The following is a 20,946-nucleotide window of genomic DNA, read 5'->3' as shown; positions in this document are numbered from 1 at the left end:
CTACAGGCCTCCGCCGCTGCCTGCACGGGACCGGAAGAGGCGTCTGGCGGCAATGTCGAGACCGTCACGAACCGCTTTATGGGCGTCCACCGTCGTCACCGGCATATCCAGCAATTCGAAAGCCGTGTCATAGATGGACGCCAGATGTCCCGACGCGATAAGGCGGAGATTTTCCGTCTGGCCGAAACGCACGCGGGCGCCTCCGATTTCGCATCCGACCAGAAGACCGGACAGGCGATCATAACCATCCTGACCGGTCCGGCCCTGAAGCAATTGCCCCGCCCGGATCGAAAACAGGTGGCTGGTGATTTCCTCCGGGTTCGAGTACCCGGCCTTTACGCCTTTGGCGAAGTGGCGGCTTTCCCTGTGTATCTGTGAATGACCGTCCACGGCGTGTTTCAGGATAGAGTGTTTTGCGAGCAGTCCGAACAATTCGCCCGTCATGAAAGTGGAGAAACCGACAATCGCGCCCTCGTCGATCTGGACCCATTTGGAGTGGGTTCCGGGCAGGCAGGCAAGGTAAATCGTGTCGGAATCGGCGTGATTGCCGAGGAGCGATGTTTCCTCGCCGCGCATGACATCGGGCGTCACCGGATCATGCGAGGCGACGCCTGGCAGGATGCAGATCCGGCGCGTCGAACCATCGATTTCGACGGCGTTGTCGCAGATATCCGACAGCGCGGATGGAACGGAAAGATAAGGCGCTTCGCGCCATCCCTGTCGCGCGCCGGCCATGCCGCAAATGACAACAGGAAGATCTATCGGCGCAGAAAGAGCGTCGAGATGGTCTTCAAGAATCTGCGCGAAACCGGATGTCGCAGCGACGGCCAATCCCTGGTTGCTGCTTCTTTCTGCAATAATCTGCCCCTCGGTTGAGATCAGCCAGAGCCTGAATGACGACGTTCCCCAGTCTGCGGCCGCGTAGAATGGAGTCATGTCTTTACCCTGTCACGACAACGCCGGCGTCGACGACGAGCGCCTGTCCGGTCATCATGCGCGAGGCGGACGACGCCAGAAAAAGCGTCGGCTCAACCATGTCCTCGGGCATGATTTCCTGCTTCAGGCACTGCCGGTCGATATGCGCCTGAAGTCCCTCTTCGGTAACCCACAGGCGCTGCTGGCGTTCCGTCAGAACCCAGCCGGGCATGAGCGCGTTCACGCGGATATTGTCGGGTCCAAGTTCGCGGGCCAGGCCCCTCGTTAATCCCGTGATTGCCGACTTCGCTGCGACATAGGCGGGGTAGTCGCCATTGCCCATCATGTAGGAAATCGACGAGAAGTTTATAATCGAGCCGCCGCCCGCCGCCCGCATGTCAGGCGCTGCTTTCTGACATGTGAAAAAATGAGGCCGCAGATTGATGTTCAGCGAGGCGTTCCAGTCTTCGACGGAATAATCCGCCAGGCCGTGGCGGTTGTCGGACGCCGCATTGTTGATGAGGATGGTGATCGCGCCATGGCGGCTTTTCGTCTCCTCCATGGCCGCGCTCAACGCTTCCACGTCGGTTACGTCGCAGGGGAGGAAAAACGGCCGGTTTCCGTAGGTTGCTTCCAGACGGTCGCAGAGATCCGTTGCATCTGAACGCTGCACGAAAGCGACCTTCGCGCCCTCGGCTGCAAATCCCTCCGTAAGGGCCGCGCCAATGCCAGAACCGCCGCCCGTAATAAAAACAGATTGTCCCTGAATGTCCGTAAAATGAGCCGTCAGTTTCATGATGGTTCCCTCCCTCTGGCAATGAGCCACATAAGCCTTGGAATTGCAAACCGGACCAGATTTGAATCGCTGATTTCGGCGCGACGGAGACCCTGTCTATAATTTTTTCCGAAATTGTGATCTGATTGTAATTTCGCCACGTAATCGGTTCCGACAGTAAACAGGTCGGGACCATGTTGAGTGTCTTGAGAACGGATATGCCGATCGAGAATCCGGACCCCACAGCGGATCAGGACTATCTGAAGGCTCTTATGATGGAGGTCGCTGCCTCCAGGGACAAGGCGTCGTTCGAAATTCTGTTCGACAGGTTCGGCCCCAGAGTTAAGGGTATGATGGAGAAATCCGGTGCGTCCTCCGATCTAGCGGAGGATCTGGTGCAGGACGTGATGCTGACCGTTTGGCGCAAGGCTGCGCTGTATCGGCCAGACAAAGGCGCGGTCAGCACCTGGATCTATACGGTCGCCCGCAACGCCCGCATCGACCGTCTACGCCGCCTGCCGGCGCAGCCCTACATCGATGTAGAGACGGTGATGGTCGCTAGCGAGGACGACAGTCCCGAGGCGGAAGCGATCGGCAGCCAGCAGGGCGACTTGGTTCGTAACGCACTGGATAAACTACCCTCGGAACAAAGACAGGTCGTTAAAATGGCGTTTGCCGAATACAAGCCGCACAGCGAGATCGCCCGCGATCTCGATCTGCCTATAGGCACAGTAAAGTCGCGACTGCGTCTAGCCTATCGCAAACTAAGGGAAGAACTGGAAGATCTGGCATGACCGTTCATCACCATCTCGATGACGCCTCGATCATGCGTTACGCCAGCGGCGATTTCGACGAGGCTTTCGCCATTATCGTGGCGTCTCATATTGCAATGTGTGACGAATGTCGCGCAGCCGTGCGGGCCGCCGAAGCCATGGGCGGCGCTGTCATGGAGGCGGCGGATTCGTCGCCGCTCGCAGCCGACGCTTTTGACAGACTGTCGCGGATGCTCGATATGGAGCCGGAAAAACCGCTTCTGACGCCCGAGCCAACCGCCGGTAACGTGCCTTTGCCGCTGTCGCGTCTGATTGGCCGCGATCTGGATCAGGTGCCATGGCGCACGATTGTTCCGGGCATGCAGCGCCATCGGATAGACATCGCCTCGTCGACATCTTCGCTTTATATGCTGAAGATTGCGCCTGGCAGAAAGATGCCTGAACATGGCCACGGCGGAACCGAAATGACCCTTATCCTCGAGGGCTCCTACAGCGATGTTTTCGGTCAGTTTGCGGCCGGCGACATCGCCGATCTTGACGAACATGTCGAACATCAGCCTGTTGTCGATTCCGATATCGATTGCATCTGTCTGGTAGCGACAGAACGCCCGACGCGATTCAAAGGCATGGTGAGTCGCATCCTGCAGCCGTTGATCGGTATTTGATCCATGGCGAGTCGGCAGATTGACCCGGGCAATGTCTGGGTAATTGGCGCAAGTTCCGGTATCGGCAGGGCCTTTGCGGAGAAGGTCGCCGGCGTGGCGCAGAATATCGCCGTGTCCGCCCGTTCGTCGGATGCATTGATCGAGATGGAAAAGCAGTGGCGGGGGATAGCCGCATTCCCACTCGATGTGACGGATGCAGAGGCAGTCGAAAATACTGCGGAAGAAATCGCGAGCAGGTTCGGAGCGATAGATACTGTGGTTCTTTCGGCTGGAGCCTGGAAGCCGCTCGAACCCGGAGAGATCGACATCACGTCCATTAGAAGGGGCGTCGAGGTAAACTATATGGGCGCAATTCATGCGATCGCCGCCCTTGTTCCTATCATGAAACGACAAGGCAAGGGACATATCGTTATCGTGGGGTCGTTGTCGGGCTACCGCGGTTTGCCCAGGACAGTGAACTACGGACCGACAAAGGCCGCGCTGATCAATCTGGCCGAAACTCTCAAGCTCGACCTCAAACGCTTCAATATCCGCATCACTTTGGTCAACCCGGGATTTGTCGATACGAAGCTCACTCAAAAGAATGACTTCAATATGCCGCAGCTGATAAGCGCGGAGCAGGCGGCCGACTACATCATAAGCGGTATTCAGAAAGAGCGTTTCGAAATCCGCTTTCCGCGTCCCTTCGCAACAGTTTTTGGACTGTTGCGCTGTCTGCCGAACGCCCTTTACTTCCGGGCAGTCGGCCGCATGATCAAGGACCGGGCGTAGTCCTCACCTTTTCCGGGACTTGGATAGATTTTCAAGCCTTTGATCCAAAGGCGCAGGGCTTGGTAATGGATGCCTCCCCACACCTTGAACGTCATGAACCAGTGGCGCAGAAGCAAGGCTGAAAGAACCTGGTCCGTCAGCGGCTGTCGTTTTCCGGAAAAAGCCGCAGCGAACATCGGGCCGGTCTCATCCTCCAGCAGGATTGTCATCTGCGCCGTTTCTACCGGCGCACGGGTGCGGAAGCGGTAGCGTCCGGCGACCGGGTTGAACGGCGACACGTAGAACGCCTTGTCCGCCGTCTGACGTATGGCGGCTCCGTCCGCTCCAACCGGAAGCGCGTAGCTGTGACGTTCGCCAAAAGTGTTGCTGACTTCGTAGATCACGCCTCTGACGCGCCCATCCCCGTCCAGTCCATAGTAGACAGTCAAGGGATTGAATACATATCCCAGAATCCGCGGATAGGTCAGCATCAGCCATCGTTGCATGCGTTCCGGCCCGATCATCCGCGTCGCCAAGCCGTCGAGATGCTGTCGCAATCGCCCGTCGCCGGCGCCGTGATCGCGACGAAAGACCGAAAACAGATTCCCGCGATCAACGGAAAGCAACCGAAGACCTTTTGCAATCTCATCCATCCGGTCGATATCGATCAGAAGGGAGAATACCGAATAGCGGAATTCGTGCCGCACGGGACGCATCCGCTTGTGCATCACCGTGCCCACGAAAATTCCCTCGCTCAGGGTCATTCTGCGACCTGCAATTCAAGCTGTTCGGACGGGGCGTTGCGGATGTAGTCCTGATCCCTGCGCCAGGGCCGGGCGACGCCACCGAGTTGTTCCGCTACGTTCAGTCCGCTTGCGATGCCGTCTTCGTGGAAACCGTAGCCGAGCCAGCTCCCGCAGAACCATGTCCGTCGTTGTCCCTGGATCGAAGCCATTTTTGTCTGTGCGCGCAGGGCTTCCGTGTCGAAGACCGGATGTTCGTAGTTGAACCTGCGAAGGACCAGATCGGGATCGATTTGTTCAGTCGGGTTGAGAGTAACGAACAGATTTTCGCGCGTTGGCAGGCGCTGTAACTGGTTCATCCAGTAGGTCACGCACAAATCTCCGCTGCCGCCTGATTTCAGATAGTTCCAGCTAGTCCAGAGCCGGCGTCGCCGAGGCAACCATGAGGGATCGCGATGAAGAACCGCGATGTTCTCCTGATATGTGAACTGCGACAGAAGAGCCTGTTCCGCGGCGTCTGCGTCGCCGAGTAGCCCAAGCGCCTGATCGGGATGCGTGGCCATGACCACATGATCAAACAGATGGACCACGCCATCCGTCGTTTCCAGAGTCACGCAATCCCCTTTGCGCCGGATATGCTTCAGGTCCGATCCGAGCCGGACATCAAGAGCGCTGTCTTCGAGAATACGTCTGATATAGTTGCGGCTACCGCCCCTGACCGTTCGCCAAAGGGGCCGGTTCTTGAACTGCAGCATTCCGTGATTGTCGTAGAATTGGATGAAACTTTGCGCCGGAAAGGCGAGCATGTCGTCAGTCGTCGATGACCAGATGGCCGCGCCCATCGGCAGGATGTGGTCTTCGATAAAGGTTTGCGTATAGTTCTCGCACTTCAGGAATTCGCCGAGCGGCGTATCCCTGTGATAGATCCCTATCCTCGTCTTGGCTTCCGAAAAAAACCGTGCAATTTCTTTCAACAGCATCCAATGCCGTATTCGAGCGATATTGCTGCGCTGACCGAAATATCCGTTGGCGCCCGATGCGCTGTACTCGTACCGGCCGTCGTCGCAGGTCAGCGAGAAACCCATCACTGTGTCATCACAGGCGACGCCGAGATGGCGGAAGAGTGCGCTGAGGTTCGGGTAATTCGTATCGTTGAAGACAATGAATCCCGTATCGACGGGCGCCAGACCGTCGCCCGTCATCACATCCACGGTATTTGCGTGACCGCCGACGTAGTCCGCCTTTTCGAAAATTGTGACAGTGTGCTTCTTCGCAAGCAGCCATGCCGCCGACAGTCCCGAAATGCCGCTGCCGATCACAGCTATGTTGAGTTTGGTCAAGAAGGCCTCCGAAAATGTGCTTCGGAAACATTTACGTATCGTTGCGGTGGCCGGATCACCGGAGCGTCGCTATCTGCAAGAAAATCACGGTCAGGTGATCCGGCGGCTTCATACGGCCGTAATGAAATCACCCGCCGATTGTAACGGAGACGCATGATGATCCAGTTTTCAATAGCCTATGTTTTTACCGCGATCATTTTCTTCGCGCTCGATTACGTATGGCTGACCCGGATCGCGAACGACTTCTATCTCCGTCAGATCGGGACGCTGCTTCTCGATCAGCCGAAGCTGGCGGCCGCCGGACTGTTCTATGTGTTCTATGTAGCCGGCATCGTGTTCTTCGCCGTATTGCCGGCGCTCCGGGACCAGTCCTGGACGATGGCTCTCTTCGCCGGAGCCCTGTTTGGAGCGCTCGCTTACGGCACCTATGACATGACGAATTACGCGACCTTGAAAAACTGGCCGCTCGCCGTCGTCTTCGCGGACATAGCCTGGGGAACGACGCTGACGGGCATTTCGGCTCTGGCCGGCTATGGTCTTTCCAGGGCGTTTGGAGGGTAGGCCGACCTCTTGCGCGAAGCCGGCCTTTCACCTTATTCGGTCGGAAAACTGTAATCCTTGAACTGTTCTCGAAGCGCGGTTTTCTGGATCTTGCCGGTCGCCGTGTGCGGAATTTCCTCCACGGTTACGACATCGTTCGGCAACCACCACTTGGCGACCTTGTCCTCGAGATATTTCAACAGGTCGTCCTTCTTGGGCTCATGCCCCTCTTTCGGCACGACGATCAGCAGCGGTCGCTCGTCCCATTTGGGATGCGCGATGCCGATGACCGCGGCCTCGGCGACATCCTCGTGGCCGACGGCCAGGTTCTCGAGTTCGATCGTCGATATCCATTCGCCGCCGGACTTGATGACGTCCTTCGCCCTGTCCGTGATCTCCATGTAGCCGTGCGGATCCATATGCGCGACATCGCCCGTGTCGAACCAGTTCTCCTTGTCGAAAAGTTCCTCGCCGCGGTTCTTGTGGTAAGCCGAGGCAACCGCGGGTCCGCGCACCTTCAGTCGTCCGAACGACTTGCTGTCCCAGGGAAGCTCGTTGTTTTCGTCATCAGTTACTTTCATCTCGACAGTGAAGGGAGGATGGCCCTGCTTCTGCTGCAGGTCGAGCTTTTCCTCTCCTGTCAGATCTTCATACTCCGGCTTGATGGTGCACATCGAACCGAGCGGGCTCATTTCGGTCATGCCCCAGGCGTGGATAACCTCGACTTCATACTTTTCCTGGAAGGTCTGGGTAATTGCTCTCGGACACGCGGATCCGCCTATGACAACCCGTTCCAGATAAGGCAGTTTGTTGCCTGAATTTTCCAGAAACTGCAGCAGCATCAGCCAGATTGTTGGCACCGCCGCCGTAATCGTCACTTTCTCGTCGTTCAGGAGGTTGTAAAGGGATTCTCCGTCCATTCCTGCGCCAGGCAGCACCATCGTGGAGCCGACCAGCGGGCAGGTGAAAGCAGTCGCCCAGCCATTGGCGTGGAAAAGCGGAACGACCGGCATCATCCGGTCGCGCGCAGACAGGTTCATCATGTCCGGCTGGCAGGCGACCATGCTGTGAAGCACGTTGGAGCGATGCGAGTAGAGCACGCCCTTGGGATCGCCTGTCGTTCCCGACGTGTAACACATGCCGGCTGCCGTGCGTTCGTCGAACCGTCTCCAGGCAAAGTCATCGTCGGTCTCGTTAAGCCATTCCTCGTAGCAGACCGCATTGTCGAGCTTCGTTTCCGGCATATGCTCCGCATCAGTGAGCACAAATACTTTTTTGATACTCGGCGTCTTGGCGGCGATCGCCTCGATAATCGGCAGGAAAGTCGTATCGACGAACAGAAACTTGTCTTCCGCATCGTTGATGATCCATGCGATCTGGTCCGGAAACAGACGTGGATTGAGCGTGTGGTAGACAGCGCCGATGCCGGTTATGCCGTACCAGCTTTCCAGATGCCTCGATGTGTTCCAGGCCATGGTGGCGATCCGGTCGCCAATCCGCGCTCCCTCTCTCTCGAGCCGCTTCGCCAGTTTCATTGACCGCTGCCGCAGGTCGCGGTAGTTGGTCCGCGTGACAGGGCCCTCGACCGTGCGGGTTACGATTTCACGATCTCCGTGGAAATTGGCGGCGTGATCGATGATCTTGTGGCACAGCAGCGGCCATTCCTGCATGAGTCCGAGCATATTGTCTCCTCCATTACTGTTCTGTTTTGAATAAGCTGTACGCCAGTATGTCAAGCCATTCGTAATACTGTGTCGCGGCCCCCGGCCGCGCGCCTCCCGCCTGGCAAGCCCATGACCGGTTTCGTCGAGATGAAACTTGCGCCCTATCATACGATTTGCTAATGCCACCGCGGCCCGGTCGACATGACGTTCCGGAACGGTTGACGAAAGCCAGGCCGCTCCGGTCTCGCCGAAATTTGCATTCCGCAATCGATCAAAAATATCTCAAGGCGAAGGCATGATTTCGATCGTCATTCCCTGCAAGAACGAGGCGGAAAATATCCCGCCGCTGCTCGACGAGATCGAACAGCACATGGCGGGGAGAAATTTCGAGGTCATCATCGTCGATGACGGCTCGACGGATGACACCGCGACAGTTCTGGCTGAAGAACATGTTCGCAGACCGTTTCCGCTGAGGCATGTGCGCCATCGTGAGTCCGTCGGACAAAGTCTTTCTCTACGCAGCGGCGTGCTCGCAGCCAACGGCGCGATCGTCGCGACGATCGACGGGGATGGGCAGAACGATCCGCAATACATTCCGCAACTCGTCGACCGGTTGGTTGAAGCCGGTCCCGGCGTGGGCATCGCCTGCGGGCAGCGTGTCAAACGCAAGGATACAAAGCTGAAGCAGCTTTCGTCGCGCTTCGCAAACTGGCTGCGAGGTTCCATTCTCGGCGACAAGACCCGGGATTCCGGATGCGGTCTGAAAGTCCTGCGCACCGACACCTTCCGGAGACTTCCGTTTTTCAACGGCACACACCGGTTTCTGCCGGCGCTCGTCATTCAGGAAGGCTACGACGTGGTGGCCATGGACGTAGTTGACCGTCCGCGCCGGTTTGGAAAATCCAATTATGGGATACTCGACCGCGGTCTGCGAGGCGCGATGGATCTAATTGGAGTTTGGTGGCTGAAGCGCCGCCGCAGGCAAATGCCTGTCGCTGAGGAAGTTCGTTATGACTGATGTTTTGGCGCCACTGATCAACTGGTTTTACACAGTATTCGTCGCGCAGCTTGACGGATGGGTGGTGCTGGGTTTCGTAGCCCAGGCCTGTTTCACGATGCGCTTCGTCGTGCAGTGGATCGCTTCGGAACGCGCCAAGCGAAGCGTCGTGCCTGTCGCCTTCTGGTTCTTTTCGCTGTTCGGCGGCACGTTGCTGTTTATTTACGCCATCCAGCGACAAGACCCGGTGTTCATCGCCGGCCAGGGGATGGGGCTTATCATTTATATTCGCAATCTCTGGCTGATCGCTGCAGAAAGAAAGGCGGCAATGGCTGACACCAACTGACGGCCGCTGGAACGCCATGTCGAATGGGTCACGGTTACGACCACTTCAGGCCATCCTCGTTTTTCTATTCGCCTTTCTGTTGCTTGCGCCCGGCATAGGGCAGACGCCTCCGACCGATCGCGACGAGGCGCGATTCATCCAGGCGACGAAACAGATGGTCGAGACCGGCGACTATGTTGATATCCGGTTTCAGGATGAAAGCCGATACAAGAAACCCGTCGGCATCTACTGGCTGCAGTCGGCTTCAGTCCAGCTTCTCGGCGGTGGCGAGGACGCCTCGATATGGGTCTACAGGATTGTCTCCACACTCGCCATGGCGCTCGCCGGCGTAGCCGTCTTGTGGATTGGCGGGTTCATGTTCGGACCCGCGGCGGGGCTGATCGCCGCCATCATGTTCATCGGCATATTCGGTGTGGCGTTTGAGGGACGGCTGGCCAAGACGGACTCCGTGCTGCTTTTGTTGTCGATCCTGGCGCAAGGCTTTCTGGCGCGCATCTATCTTGCCCGCCGTGACGATGTTCCGCCTGCGGCGCATTGGTCGTGGATGTTCTGGGTCGCGCAGGGGCTTGCGATCCTGATCAAGGGACCGATAACGCCGCTGCTGAGCGGATTGACGGTCGCGACCATCGTGGTTTTCGAACGTGGACGTGCGCGTCGCTGGCTCACGGACCTGAAGCCGCTGCGCGGGGCGCTGCTTGCATTGCTCATCGTGGCGCCGTGGCTGGTCCTCATCACATGGAAGAGCGAGGGCGCGTTTTGGCAGGAGGCGCTCGGTCGTGATCTTTTCGGAAAAGTCGCCGGCGGCCAGGAGTTGCACGGCGCCCCGCCCGGGTATTATCTTCTCACCTATTCGCTTTTTGTCTGGCCTTTTGGGTTTCTGGCGCTTGTCGGCGGCTCCAACGCCCTGCGGCGCATGCGCGCCGATGCGCGGCTGTTGTTCTGCGTCGCTTGGTATCTGCCATTCTTCGTCGTATTCGAAATTATTCCGACCAAGCTGCCGCACTATATGTTGCCCGCCTATCCTGCGATCCTGCTGATGGGGGCCTGGTGTCTCACGCTGAGTGAACAGGATCGATATACGCCTTTGCTTTGGCAGCGTGTGCTGCATGGTCTTGGCGCATTTGGAACGGGCGTCGTGGCTGTGGGTCTCGCCGTCGTTGCAGTCGGGCTGCCGATCTATCTCAAGGCGGAGTTCCAGTGGCAGGGCCTGACGGCTGCGATCCTGATGCTGCTTGCGGGTTGGTTCGCCCTGGTGAACACTTTCGATCTGACGCCAATGCGCAGGATCCTGGTCGCCGCGCTCGCGGCCTCCATTGCCTATTGCATGCTCTTCGCAAGCGTTCTGCCGGGGCTCGACCGGCTGTGGTTAAACCGTCAGATAGCCGAACGTTTCGCCGAGGAAAAACCGTGCGAGGCGTCCGCGCTCGGCTCGCTTTCATTCCGGGAACCGAGCCTTGTTTTTCTGGTCGGGACGGATCGGGTCCAAAATCTGCGTCCCCACGATGTTGCCGAGTTTCTTGAGGAAAATGGCGCGTGCGGCGTTGTCGCCATTTCGGACAAGGACGCCACTTCTGTATTCGCCAGCCTGCCGGGCGGTCGCGACGGTATGATTCCGGGCGGGCCGATTGTCGGCGTCAATTACTCCAAGGGGCGTGAACTTCAGATCCGCCTCTACCGGACAAAACCCTGACGTCCGGCTGTTAAGCCGACGCCACATTCCTTCTGTACTGCGGTTTCAGAGCGCGTATGCTGCAACCTCCGGTGAAGCCTCGCCGGACAAAAGGGAGAGACTTAAAATGACGAAAATTGCGAGTGTTCTTTTAATGGCGTTCCTTGGATTTACAGCTGTCGCCTCTGCGGAAAACCGCATCGACCAGATCCGGCCCGACGCGCCCGAACTGGCGTCTTTCGGAGATTACGAGATTGGCGTGCGGCAGATCAAAGTGGTCAATCCGGGCCAGATCGATATTCTCAATGTTGAAGAAGGCAAGGACCCGCCCACCTATGACCGGCCGCTGACGCTGGAGGTGTGGTATCCGGCTGCAGATGGAACCGGATCGGGCGGAACCTATGAAGGGGTGCTGCTTCGCGACGGCGTTACAGAGGTAAGCCTGCAGGGACGTGCTGTTCGTGACGCCGCGCCGGCGTCGGCTGAAACGCCGTTTCCCCTTATCATCGTGTCGCACGGCTATCCCGGCAACCGTTTCCTGATGAGCCCGCTCGCGGAAAATCTCGCGACAAAGGGATATGTCGTCGTCTCGATCGACCACACTGACAGCACCTATGACAACAAGGCGGCTTTTGGCAGCACGCTCGTCAACAGGCCGTTCGACCAGCTTTTTGTGCTGGCTGAAATCGACCGGTTGTCGAAGTCTGACGACAGCTTTCTGAAGGGATTGGTCGACGCCGGCAATACGGGCCTTGTGGGCTACTCGATGGGTGGTTATGGCGCAATGATTACAGCCGGAGCCGGCGTAACGGAAGCCAGCACCGCCTATCCCTGGGGCGCGCCTGCCGGCACATTGAAAGTGCATTTGGCGGGCAGCGACACGCAGCAGTCTCTTTTCGATGATCGCATCAAAGCTGTCGTCGCCATCGGCCCCTGGGGCATGAACGCCGGATTCTGGGACGCAGCGGGTCTTGCGGGCGTCCGGATCCCGATGCTGTTCATCGCCGGCAGCGATGACGACGTTTCGGGTTATGAAAAGGGAACGAAGGCGATCTTCGAGGGCGCGGTTAATACGGATCGCTATTTGCTGACCTTCGCCTTCGCCAATCACAATGCGGCCGCCCCCATGCCGGCGCCCGCCGAATCCTGGCAGCCGTCGGAACACCTCGATTTCGTGCCTTTCGAGCACTACGCCGACGCCGTGTGGGACACGGTGCGGATGAACAATATCGCCCAGCATTTCGTTTCCGCATTTTTCGGCGAGTATCTGGAGGGGGATGATGAGTTGGCCTCTTTCCTTGACGTGCTGGAGAACTCGGCGGACGGCGTCGTCGCCGTCAATGAGGACGGTACGTTCAAGCCCGAGCACACCTACTGGAAGGGTTTCGCGCCGAGGACTGCCAAGGGGCTGACCCTCGAGCATCGTGATGCGGCGGAATAAGCAGAAACGGCCTGCTGCGGGAGGCGCGCCAACGCTTGCCTCCCGACACTCTCACAGACTGCGCCAGTAACGATCGCTGACGCCGATCGTCATGCCTATATCGCGACGTGCGTGTGGCGACAGATCTCCAAGCGAACTGGAACGACCCGCTGGCCAACGGGTCCTTGCCGTCCCATGGCGTTTGCGGTTGAATTCAATTTTTCCAAACATGCTATGCTCTCCCGAACGTCCGCAACTTCTCATTCTGAGCAGTTGTTGTGCCCCCGGAAGATGCACTGACTGTCTTGCGGTAGATAGCCAACTTACGGTACTGAAAATCTGGATAGTTATTTGCTTTGAAAGCAAAGGTTTGGCTGAATATCCCTTTACATTGGGCCAGCTTTGCAGAATTTACTGTACTCGAGGTCAGGTTGGTTTGATCCATGGGAAAAGGGCAGGAAACACGGGAGCGGCTTCTGGACATCGCCGAGTTGTCGGTGCTCGCCAAGGGCTTCGGCGCAACGTCTATCGAGGAAATCATCGCTGAAGCGCAGATCACCAAAAGCGGTTTCTTCTACCATTTCCGTGACAAGAACGAGCTCGCGCGAGCGATTCTGCAACGCTATCTCGACCGCGAGGACGGACTTCTCGACGAACTCTTCGACCGGGCGCGGGAACTGCATGACGACCCGTTGCACGCCTTCCTGATCGGCCTGAAGCTGCTGGCCGAGAAAATGGCCGATCTGCCGAACGGCCATCCCGGCTGCATGGTCGCGGCCTATTGCTACAATGAACGCCTGTTCGACCCGTCGGTCCGTTCGCTGAACCGCACGGCGGTTCTCGGCTGGCGCGAGCGCTTCGTCGCCATGCTGGAAGAGATCGCTGAGGTGTATCCGCCGCGCGACGATGTCGACCTCCAGTCGGTGGCGGACATGGTGTCGAGCACAGTCGACGGCGGCATCATTTTGTCGAAAGCATTGGGCGAACCCGCGGTGCTTTCCAGACAAATTCTTCTCTACAGGTCTTATATCAAGCTATTGTTCAGCCCGACCGTCAACTGACGGCGCCGTTTCATTTCTTTTCAAATATGGGATATTCCAAATGGACAGAAGACAGGGGATCATCAAGGTCGCCGCCTTGGCGGCGCTGCTGCATTGTCCAGCTGTCGCATTGGCATTGGAAGAAAGCCCTGCCGCCACAGAGGCGGGGGCATGTCCCGGCGCGGTCGGCGCCTATCTGCTTGAGCGTCAGGTGGTCATCAGGAAGCATAACTGGATCGGGCGCATGCTGTTGACCCTGACAGTTGGTGGAAACGCCCTTTTCACGGATTCGGCGCAGAGCGGCATTTATGGATATCAGCCGTTCACCGACGCACAGGGTGTGTGAGAATGTCTCGGCGAAGCAGACGGGTCGGGGAAAGTGCGTGTCATGCTGCTGGATTTCACTTCGGCCACCGCCAGGGAGCCGGAAGCAAAAATCGCCAGGATGGATTTCGAGGCGCATTACGACATGGCGAGTGGCGAGATTGCAGGCGACGCTATCCTGCGCTTGGCGCCGCTTGCCTTAGATCCCTATGACGTGGCGAATTTCAACGCGCCGCGCGAATATTCGTTTTCCGGTTCGCGTCTCGGATTTTCCAGATAAGATCCGTGTCGCCGCTTGGCTTCCTCGGAGGCGGTAATGGATTCTGGCTCGATGGGAGACGAGAAATGACGAGAATTTTCAAGCTTGCCGCCGTTCTGTTCGCTTCGGTGACGGTGACCAGCGCCGCGACCGCTCAGGATGACCTTGATCTGTCGGCTTGCATCGACGCCGTCGGCAGCTACCTGCTCTTGCGAGTGGAGGAAGACGATGGCGAGGAGCGGCTTGGCCGCATGGTTCTTTCGCTAACCAATGGCGGCCACGCATTCTTCAAGGATTCCGCGCAGGTCGGGCTTTACGGAAAGCAGCCCTTTACGGGTGGCGGCGGCGCCTGGAAATGCATCGGCGCCGAAGACGGATTTGCCTCGATCAAGGCCGTGATTATCGACTTCACTTTCTCCACGCCGCACGATCCGCAAGCGAAGATCAAACGGCTCGATCTCGAAGCGACCTACGATGCGCGCCAGGACGTCTTCGAAGGCAAAGCGATCGTGCGTCATACGCCGCTCTCTGGAAATCCGTTTGACGCTGTTCAGATGGAGGACGGCAAGGACGAATACAGCGTCACCGGACGACGTATCGCCGTCCCCGATTGACGCCGGCCTCGCCGGTCGTCAGCTGTCGTCTTCAACCGCGGCAGCAGGCGCGTTCTTGGCTACGCTTGTGGCGCAGTTTACGGCGTTTCGCTTGTCGGTATAGGTTTCGGAAATAACCATCGTCTCACCGTTCGACGCCACGAAGCGGACGAAATACTGACCGTTTTTGCTTTCCACGATCTCGAAACGGTAGCCAGATCCCTTGTCGTCCTTGGTCAAATCCACCACGGCGGCGCCCGGCGCGTTCTTCTTGATCGATTCGATGCAGTTCGTGGCGCTGGACTTGCCCTTGTAGCTTTCGGACCAGACCATGATTTCCGAATTGTACAGAAACTGCACGCCGTACTGGTCGTTCTTGCGTGAAACGATCTTGAATTTGTGTGGCATAAAACCCTCCTGAATTGTGCAATAGCGCGGCATGTCAAGCACGCGTAGCCCACATTGGCAATTAATACTGTTGTTGTACTTTCCGCAACCTGCGAAAATCAGGCTGATTTACAGTCCACAGTATCGCGAAGTCGACAGGGCGCAGCGCTCCTTCACGTTCGGAAGGAAATCATTAACATATTGCCGGCATTTCGGCTTTTCCTCGCCTGTGAAGTTTGCGAGAGTGCGCCTGACCCAAGGCGTCTAGGGAACCGACATAATGAGATTTGCGTATTGCGCCGCCCTGATCGCGGTCATGGCGGGCTTTCCCGCGCTTGTCGCATGCACAACGATCAACGACGGCCAGTCGATCGAGCAGGCGCTTGCGATTACGCCAGCGGCGTCGAGCGCGCAGATTTACATGTATCGCGGCGGCTTCAACGGCGTCTTCTCGACCGGCATCAACGAGATGGCGTCCGATCTCAACAGCAAGGGCGTGCCGGCGAAGGCCGTCAGCTGGTCTGCTAAGGACAAGACGCTGGCGCAGATCAAGGCGGCCCGTGCGCAGGGCCGCGCCAGGCCGATCATTCTCGTCGGTCATTCGCTCGGCGCAAGCGTGGTCATTGCCATGGCCAATGATCTGACCGAGGCCGGCATTCCCGTTGATCTCGTCATCACGCTCGACCCCCTCTACGCCACGACGGTGCCCAAAGGCGTGCGCCGTTTCGTGAATTTCAAGGCGTCGGGGAACAAGGACAATCCGGGCAGATTCTCGCCGGGACCCGGGTTTGACGGCGAGATCGTCAATGTCGACATTCGCAACCTGCCCACGCTCGAAAAATCCAGTCACTGGAACATCGTCAACCAGTCAGATCTGCAAAAGCGCGTCATGCGCGAAATCCGAAACGCCTATCGCAGGCGCGGATGACAGCGAAGACGAGCGGCCGCGACAAAATGGTTTGGCAAATCGGCGCCGATCTTCGCCGTCGCTCATATGCCCTGGCTCAGACGCGATCTGCGACGTGAACTGAACTTCATCTCCGGCGCATTCAATCGCGCCTCCGGGCCGATCCAGGCATAGGCCAGAAGGCAGGGATCGAGATCGGCTGTGGTGATCCGGTGTTCCTGACCGGGCCGGTTGAGGATCAGTGATCCGGGCGCATGCACGGCTGCATCATTTTCGGACCAGGCGCCCGAGACCGAAATGTAGCTCTCCTCTATTTCGTCGTGGCTGTGCTGAGGGTAGGTGGTTTTCGGCGCAAACAGCACGAAGCCGAGCACGAGCCGCTCGGAGCGAACCGGCCCGCGGGAACCGAGAATTTCGCAATAGGCGTATTTCTGCGCCAGCGCTCTGGGCACTTTCTCATAGCCGTATTCCCAGGTCAGGGCATGCGCCACCCTGGAAAGAGCGCGGGACATGCCTGCCATGACGCCGCGTTCGACCAGATCAAGCGCTCGCGGCAAATGGGCCGCAACCGGCTTGGTCTCGGGTCCACGCGAGGCAATTTCAGGATTGGCGTCGATGATATGGGAAAGCGTGTCGCGCACGCGCTTGCGGTGGGAGCGGATCAACCGGCTTCCGCCGGACGAGCCGTGGCGGTAGAGCGCGTCGAATTCGCGCAACAGGTAGAGCCAGTCGGGGCAGTCCTGAAGGCGCGGCGTGGTTTCGGTCGCTGGATCGGTCGGCAAGGTGGTCATGGCGGCAAGTCCCGTACAATCAGCCCGGCTTGCAATTGCCGGCTGAATCATCCGGCGACGGACTATAGAGGAAAGCCGCGTCGCCCGCATCAGCTTCCTTGCGCTCGCATGGCGATATCCGCAACGGCCCGGCGAAGCGTTTCGGCGGAGGGAGTTGCGCGCGCCGGCCATTTTGACATTGCGGAGCGGTGTGACTTGGTTTATGCACCGTGGAGCCGAAGCGGCCCCTGCGCACCCGTAGCTCAGCTGGATAGAGCGCTGCCCTCCGAAGGCAGAGGTCACAGGTTCGAATCCTGTCGGGTGCGCCAATTATTTCAATAGGTTAGCTGATTTTTCGATTGTGTGGCTTTGAAAAGGTAACCACATAGTAACCACATGACGGTTGGATACTCTACTAGGTGGTATCGACTAAAATGTCAGGATGGTGTCTGCTTCGAATACCATATGCTTTCCCGCCTATATCGTTCGTCTTAGACATTGCAGCGGACCAGAAAAAGGACAGGAAGCAGGCGTTCGCTGCATATTGAATAAACGACAGAATTGGGGCCGGCAGGAGACTGTCGGCTTACGTGCTGCGATCGAGATTAGCTGACATTCATCGGCTTTGGTGGCGGTTCCCGCCCCAAGCAGACTTCCAGCGTCAAGCAGCAATACTGCTGTGCGGCCCGTCAAACCAGCCCTTCAGTGCGAAGCACAACTCACTGTCGTTCAGGTTGCCGCTTCGTAGTTAAACCTGCCATCCATCTTGTCGCGCAAAAGGCGGTTGCCGCTCATTTGGGGCAGCTATACCACGCATCCGTTATCGTCACATTCCGCTGTGTGGTCGGATGAGTTTTCGGGCTTTGGAACTGAAGTACCGATTGGCTGACTACCGGCCATTAGCGCGGCAATATCGGCTCCAAGTCGCAGCGACCTGATCTGCCCGAAGTAGTGAGCCGTCAAAGCGCCCCTCCGATCTACGAGAAGCAAGGACGGTGTCCCGCGCAGGCCGTAGCGCTCCATGGAGACGGGCAGAGTGCCCGCGCCGGGCGTGTCGACCCCGACCGGGAAAGTGAGGCGGTATTCGTGTAGGAAAGCTTCAAGCGAGACCGGCGTCATCGCGGCGTGGTGCTCGAAAACAGTATGCAGTCCGATTACCGCCACGTCGTCCCGGGGAAAGAGATCGTGCACCTGTTGTGCGAGCTGCAATCCATGGGCGACGCATCCCGGGCAGAGCATCTGAAAGGCCTCAATCACGACGACCTTGCCGCGCAGATCGGCGAGCGAGATCGATCTAGGTGTATTGAACCACTGATCCACGGACCAGTCGGGCAGGGGGTGATGCGAAGCTTCCATCAGTCTATCCAGTAGTTGTTGGCCGCCGCGACCGTCTGGAAGTGGGTCGCGACGACCGAGGAGGTCGCAATCAGCGCGTTGGCGTCCTTTTCGTAGACGGTGCGCAGATCCTCGCGGATGGCGGGATCCGTCTGCGTCATCTTCACAGCGACGCGTGCCAGTTTCACCGCAAGTGCGTAGCCGTCTTGCGGCGTTTCCGTGAGCAGGGTCGGCAGCCAGGATTCAGTCATCTCGATCTCCAAGTCTTGAAGGGGCCGTCCTGCGTGGGGGACGCGCCCCGGGATCAGTTGAGTGTGCCGGGCAGGCTGAGATCGCCCGACGCGATGTCGAAGACATCCGCCACGCAGAGCAGCGGTGCGTGGATGTTCGCGTTCACCCGCAAGGCCGAGGTAACACCGTCATAGGCGGCACCGCTGACAGCGTCCGGGTCGGCGAAGGGCACGGTGATGGATATTTCCGGTCCGTCGAAGATCGGCGTATAGCCCGGGCTGTCGATGAAGATCGGGAGCCCCGGCCATGTCGCGGGCAGCGCGGGCATGGCACCTTCGGGGATGTCCCGAACACCGAGCGCGTCTTCGCCACAGGCCTCCGTCGGCGTCAAGACCACCCAATGGCTGTGCCACAGAAGCCCGTCATTGGCCGGGTCGCCGTCGTTGTTTTCGTCGAAAAGCGGCGTGTCGTCGAAGTCCGGGTGGCTGGTCGCGGCCAGAGCCAGGATGCCAGTGCCGCCTTCGAACCCGACCGTCGCGGGGTCCAGCGATGTGGGCCAGACATAGGACAGCACCGGCGCACCGCCGAGGGCGCCGATCGGCTCCGGTTGCTCTGCACCGGCGACACCGTTCGTCGTCATGTGGAACGTCACGAGACGGCCGTCACGATGGGCATGGGCGGCAAGGATATCGAAGGCAGCGGTTTTGGAAGCGTCGGCTGCCGAGGTAATTGCCCCGGACTGGTGTATGGCGTGATGTTCATCGGCAAAGGCAGCGCTGGCCAGAGCCAAAGCACAAACGGGCGTCAGAAGGATGCGGGTCATGATGGTCTCCATTTTTTTAATAGCGAGTCGATATCATTAGATCGAAGCTATTGCAATAGTGATTTCGACTCGATACTTTGTGCTCATGACCACAGCCAACCACATCCGCGCCCTCATGAATCGCCTCGCCCGCCTCGACGCCGCCGAGACCTGGGGCGATGACCTGAACCCGGCGCAGATCTCCGCCTTGGAGTATCTGTCATGTGCGAATCGGTTCTCGCGCGCTCCCTCGCAGGTGGCGGAGTATCTGGGCACGACACGCGGTACGATGTCGCAGACCCTCAAAGCGCTTATGCGGAAAGGCTATGTGACCGAAACCAGATCCGATGCGGACAAGAGGTCGATTCGATACGATCTCACCGAGCGGGGCGTTGCCGTGACGACACGACCGGCTGCCCTGGCCGAGGCCATTGATGCGCTGCCCGGCGACTGTCAGAAGAACCTTGCCGACACCCTCTCGACGCTTGTGAAATCCCGTCTGACGGCGCGTGGTGGGCGTGCGTTCGGCTTGTGCTGCGGCTGCGCGCACCATTGCACGACCGCTGACGGTGCGTTTTGCGCACTGCTGTCGCTGCCTCTCGCCCCCGAAGAGGGCGATCAGATCTGCCATGAACAGGTGGCGGCATGACCGCCCGCGTCACCGTTGAGGGTCTGTTCGTCGGGAGCGTCGAAGACCGCTGGCCCAGCAAACCGCCAACGGCGATCGGAAAGCGGTCGCTCTCTCAGACGGTTTTGGTCACGGAAAACGGCCTCGACGGAGATGTGCAAGCCGACCTGACGGTGCATGGCGGCCCGGACAAGGCCCTGCATCATTATCCCGGCGAGCACTTTGCCGTCTGGAGCCATGAATTGGCTCGCGATGATCTTATCCCCGGCGGGTTCGGCGAAAACATCTCTACTATCGGTCTGACGGAAGATGCGGTGTGCATTGGCGACATATTCGCGCTCGGAACGGCAAAGGTGCAGATCAGCCAAGGCCGGCAACCCTGTTGGAAGCTGAATTCGCACACTGGCGACGACCGGATGGCGTGGCGCTTTCAGAAAACGGGACGAACCGGGTGGTATTACAGGGTTCTGGCACCCGGCGAGGTCGGCATTGGCGATGCCCTGACGCTGATCGAAAGGCCCTGCCCCGAGTGGAGCGTCATGAGCGTCACGCGCGCACGATTGACCCGGCGCATCTCACTTCAGGACGCACGGACCTTGGCAACCCTTCCCGAACTCGCCAATGGCTGGCGTGACGCCTTTGCCAGATTGGCGCAAGGCAATCGGCAGGAAGATACCGCAAAACGGTTGCAAGGCTCATGATCCGGACGCTGTTCGTGACCGCATAAGTCTTGTGAGCGGGATACTGCTTTGCTCCACCGCCGGATCTTGTCTGCTTTTTTGTTGGAGCTTTGAGTATGTCGCGATTGCTGTGAAGGTCCGCTTCCCATCCATTCTATTCCTCCAATCAGTATGCAGCGAATGACAGCTTTACAGACCGAACAGAGAACCCGTAAACGACCGAAATGAGGGCGCAAGGCCGCCGATTTTCAAGTTGATAGATGGCCGCAATGGGCTGATTTTGATGAAAAAGTCGCCTTGATTAGGCCTTTGTCGATTGATTCAGTTTCTCAAGTGATTTGGGAGGCTGATTGCGATGATGGGCAAGCGAAAGGAATGTCAGGCGGCACTGTT

At 58.5% G+C, this 20,946-nt stretch carries 25 protein-coding genes and 1 tRNA gene; 16 read left to right on the top strand and 10 right to left on the bottom strand.

What is annotated here, in order from left to right; all coding sequences use genetic code 11:
• Positions 1–936: a 2-dehydro-3-deoxygalactonokinase gene (locus AAFN47_RS16545; RefSeq protein ID WP_499810357.1), complete on the bottom strand. Its 936-nt coding sequence runs from the start codon at positions 934–936 to the stop codon at positions 1–3.
• Positions 937–940: 4 nt separating this feature from the next.
• Complete coding sequence (locus tag AAFN47_RS16540; protein ID WP_499810356.1) at positions 941–1,711, bottom strand: SDR family NAD(P)-dependent oxidoreductase; 771 nt, start codon at positions 1,709–1,711, stop codon at positions 941–943.
• A 173-nt stretch (positions 1,712–1,884) separates the two neighbouring features.
• On the opposite strand from AAFN47_RS16540, the gene AAFN47_RS16535 reads away from it, so the two are divergent.
• The 3 genes from AAFN47_RS16535 to AAFN47_RS16525 are packed head-to-tail and all read left to right on the top strand — an operon-like array spanning position 1,885 to position 3,899.
• Positions 1,885–2,484, top strand: coding sequence for a sigma-70 family RNA polymerase sigma factor (locus AAFN47_RS16535; RefSeq protein ID WP_499810355.1), 600 nt, complete (start codon positions 1,885–1,887; stop codon positions 2,482–2,484).
• Positions 2,481–3,128: a ChrR family anti-sigma-E factor gene (locus AAFN47_RS16530; RefSeq protein ID WP_499810354.1), complete on the top strand. Its 648-nt coding sequence runs from the start codon at positions 2,481–2,483 to the stop codon at positions 3,126–3,128. Before AAFN47_RS16535 ends, AAFN47_RS16530 begins: the two co-directional genes overlap by 4 nt.
• A 3-nt stretch (positions 3,129–3,131) precedes the next feature.
• A complete protein-coding gene (locus AAFN47_RS16525; protein WP_499810353.1) occupies positions 3,132–3,899 on the top strand; it encodes an SDR family NAD(P)-dependent oxidoreductase in 768 nt (255 codons plus the stop codon).
• Here the strand turns inward: AAFN47_RS16525 and AAFN47_RS16520 are convergent.
• On the bottom strand, positions 3,857–4,642 hold the full coding sequence (locus tag AAFN47_RS16520) for a DUF1365 domain-containing protein (RefSeq protein ID WP_499810352.1): 786 nt from the start codon (positions 4,640–4,642) through the stop codon (positions 3,857–3,859). The two genes, AAFN47_RS16525 and AAFN47_RS16520, sit on opposite strands and share 43 nt — an antisense overlap.
• On the bottom strand, positions 4,639–5,961 hold the full coding sequence (locus AAFN47_RS16515; protein WP_499810351.1) for an NAD(P)/FAD-dependent oxidoreductase: 1,323 nt from the start codon (positions 5,959–5,961) through the stop codon (positions 4,639–4,641). Before AAFN47_RS16515 ends, AAFN47_RS16520 begins: the two co-directional genes overlap by 4 nt.
• A gap of 156 nt (positions 5,962–6,117) precedes the next feature.
• Here AAFN47_RS16515 and AAFN47_RS16510 point away from each other — a divergent pair, with 156 nt between their 5' ends.
• A complete protein-coding gene (locus AAFN47_RS16510) occupies positions 6,118–6,522 on the top strand; it encodes a DUF2177 family protein (protein ID WP_499810350.1) in 405 nt (134 codons plus the stop codon).
• Between the two features lie 32 nt (positions 6,523–6,554).
• On the opposite strand, the gene AAFN47_RS16505 is transcribed toward AAFN47_RS16510, so the two are convergent.
• Complete coding sequence (locus tag AAFN47_RS16505) at positions 6,555–8,183, bottom strand: long-chain-fatty-acid--CoA ligase (RefSeq protein ID WP_499810349.1); 1,629 nt, start codon at positions 8,181–8,183, stop codon at positions 6,555–6,557.
• A 277-nt stretch (positions 8,184–8,460) separates the two neighbouring features.
• Here AAFN47_RS16505 and AAFN47_RS16500 point away from each other — a divergent pair, with 277 nt between their 5' ends.
• The 8 genes from AAFN47_RS16500 (at position 8,461) to AAFN47_RS16465 (ending at position 14,834) form a co-directional block, all read left to right on the top strand.
• The gene (locus tag AAFN47_RS16500; RefSeq protein WP_499810348.1) at positions 8,461–9,183 is read left to right on the top strand and encodes a glycosyltransferase family 2 protein; all 723 of its coding nucleotides are present in this window, start codon (positions 8,461–8,463) and stop codon (positions 9,181–9,183) included.
• Complete coding sequence (locus AAFN47_RS16495) at positions 9,176–9,508, top strand: lipid-A-disaccharide synthase N-terminal domain-containing protein (RefSeq protein ID WP_499810347.1); 333 nt, start codon at positions 9,176–9,178, stop codon at positions 9,506–9,508. The genes AAFN47_RS16500 and AAFN47_RS16495 overlap by 8 nt, the downstream gene beginning before the upstream one ends.
• Before the next feature lie 16 nt (positions 9,509–9,524).
• Positions 9,525–11,198, top strand: a complete 1,674-nt coding sequence (locus AAFN47_RS16490; protein ID WP_499810346.1) for an ArnT family glycosyltransferase — start codon at positions 9,525–9,527, stop codon at positions 11,196–11,198.
• A gap of 106 nt (positions 11,199–11,304) precedes the next feature.
• Positions 11,305–12,618 (top strand): alpha/beta hydrolase family protein, encoded by a 1,314-nt coding sequence (locus tag AAFN47_RS16485; protein WP_499810345.1) that lies wholly within the window; start codon positions 11,305–11,307, stop codon positions 12,616–12,618.
• Positions 12,619–13,040: 422 nt separating this feature from the next.
• Positions 13,041–13,658 (top strand): TetR/AcrR family transcriptional regulator, encoded by a 618-nt coding sequence (locus tag AAFN47_RS16480; protein ID WP_499810344.1) that lies wholly within the window; start codon positions 13,041–13,043, stop codon positions 13,656–13,658.
• Between the two features lie 40 nt (positions 13,659–13,698).
• Positions 13,699–13,983 (top strand): hypothetical protein, encoded by a 285-nt coding sequence (locus tag AAFN47_RS16475; protein ID WP_499810343.1) that lies wholly within the window; start codon positions 13,699–13,701, stop codon positions 13,981–13,983.
• Between the two features lie 42 nt (positions 13,984–14,025).
• Positions 14,026–14,241, top strand: coding sequence for a hypothetical protein (locus AAFN47_RS16470; RefSeq protein ID WP_499810342.1), 216 nt, complete (start codon positions 14,026–14,028; stop codon positions 14,239–14,241).
• A 65-nt stretch (positions 14,242–14,306) separates the two neighbouring features.
• Positions 14,307–14,834, top strand: a complete 528-nt coding sequence (locus AAFN47_RS16465; protein ID WP_499810341.1) for a hypothetical protein — start codon at positions 14,307–14,309, stop codon at positions 14,832–14,834.
• Between the two features lie 18 nt (positions 14,835–14,852).
• Here AAFN47_RS16465 and AAFN47_RS16460 read toward each other — a convergent pair whose 3' ends face one another.
• Positions 14,853–15,221, bottom strand: coding sequence for a YegP family protein (locus tag AAFN47_RS16460; RefSeq protein ID WP_499810340.1), 369 nt, complete (start codon positions 15,219–15,221; stop codon positions 14,853–14,855).
• 259 nt (positions 15,222–15,480) lie between these two features.
• Between AAFN47_RS16460 and AAFN47_RS16455 the strand changes: the two genes are divergently transcribed.
• Positions 15,481–16,128, top strand: coding sequence for an alpha/beta fold hydrolase (locus AAFN47_RS16455; protein ID WP_499810339.1), 648 nt, complete (start codon positions 15,481–15,483; stop codon positions 16,126–16,128).
• Positions 16,129–16,190: 62 nt separating this feature from the next.
• Here AAFN47_RS16455 and AAFN47_RS16450 read toward each other — a convergent pair whose 3' ends face one another.
• Complete coding sequence (locus AAFN47_RS16450) at positions 16,191–16,898, bottom strand: dimethylsulfonioproprionate lyase family protein (protein ID WP_499810338.1); 708 nt, start codon at positions 16,896–16,898, stop codon at positions 16,191–16,193.
• Between the two features lie 231 nt (positions 16,899–17,129).
• Here AAFN47_RS16450 and AAFN47_RS16445 point away from each other — a divergent pair.
• Positions 17,130–17,206 (top strand) — tRNA-Arg (locus AAFN47_RS16445).
• Positions 17,207–17,681: 475 nt separating this feature from the next.
• Here the strand turns inward: AAFN47_RS16445 and AAFN47_RS16440 are convergent.
• From AAFN47_RS16440 to AAFN47_RS16430, 3 genes are read right to left on the bottom strand one after another with little or no spacing between them, the layout of a single operon-like run.
• Positions 17,682–18,233 carry a peroxiredoxin family protein gene (locus tag AAFN47_RS16440; RefSeq protein ID WP_499810337.1) on the bottom strand — a complete coding sequence of 184 codons (552 nt, stop codon included), beginning with the start codon at positions 18,231–18,233 and terminating at the stop codon, positions 17,682–17,684.
• Positions 18,233–18,463, bottom strand: coding sequence for a hexameric tyrosine-coordinated heme protein (locus tag AAFN47_RS16435; protein WP_499810336.1), 231 nt, complete (start codon positions 18,461–18,463; stop codon positions 18,233–18,235). The genes AAFN47_RS16440 and AAFN47_RS16435 overlap by 1 nt, the downstream gene beginning before the upstream one ends.
• Positions 18,464–18,516: 53 nt before the next feature.
• Positions 18,517–19,266, bottom strand: a complete 750-nt coding sequence (locus AAFN47_RS16430) for a hypothetical protein (RefSeq protein ID WP_499810335.1) — start codon at positions 19,264–19,266, stop codon at positions 18,517–18,519.
• An 85-nt stretch (positions 19,267–19,351) separates the two neighbouring features.
• Here AAFN47_RS16430 and AAFN47_RS16425 point away from each other — a divergent pair, with 85 nt between their 5' ends.
• Positions 19,352–19,894, top strand: coding sequence for a MarR family winged helix-turn-helix transcriptional regulator (locus AAFN47_RS16425; RefSeq protein WP_499810334.1), 543 nt, complete (start codon positions 19,352–19,354; stop codon positions 19,892–19,894).
• Positions 19,891–20,574 (top strand): MOSC domain-containing protein, encoded by a 684-nt coding sequence (locus AAFN47_RS16420; RefSeq protein WP_499810333.1) that lies wholly within the window; start codon positions 19,891–19,893, stop codon positions 20,572–20,574. The genes AAFN47_RS16425 and AAFN47_RS16420 overlap by 4 nt, the downstream gene beginning before the upstream one ends.
• Positions 20,575–20,946 lie beyond the last annotated feature (372 nt).

Origin of the sequence: Hoeflea sp. CAU 1731 (assembly GCF_039888615.1) — a bacterium.
In the GTDB taxonomy this organism is placed as follows: domain Bacteria; phylum Pseudomonadota; class Alphaproteobacteria; order Rhizobiales; family Rhizobiaceae; genus Flavimaribacter.
The sequence above is the reverse complement of the archived record's forward strand: the minus strand, read 5'-3'. Positions and strand labels throughout refer to the sequence as shown.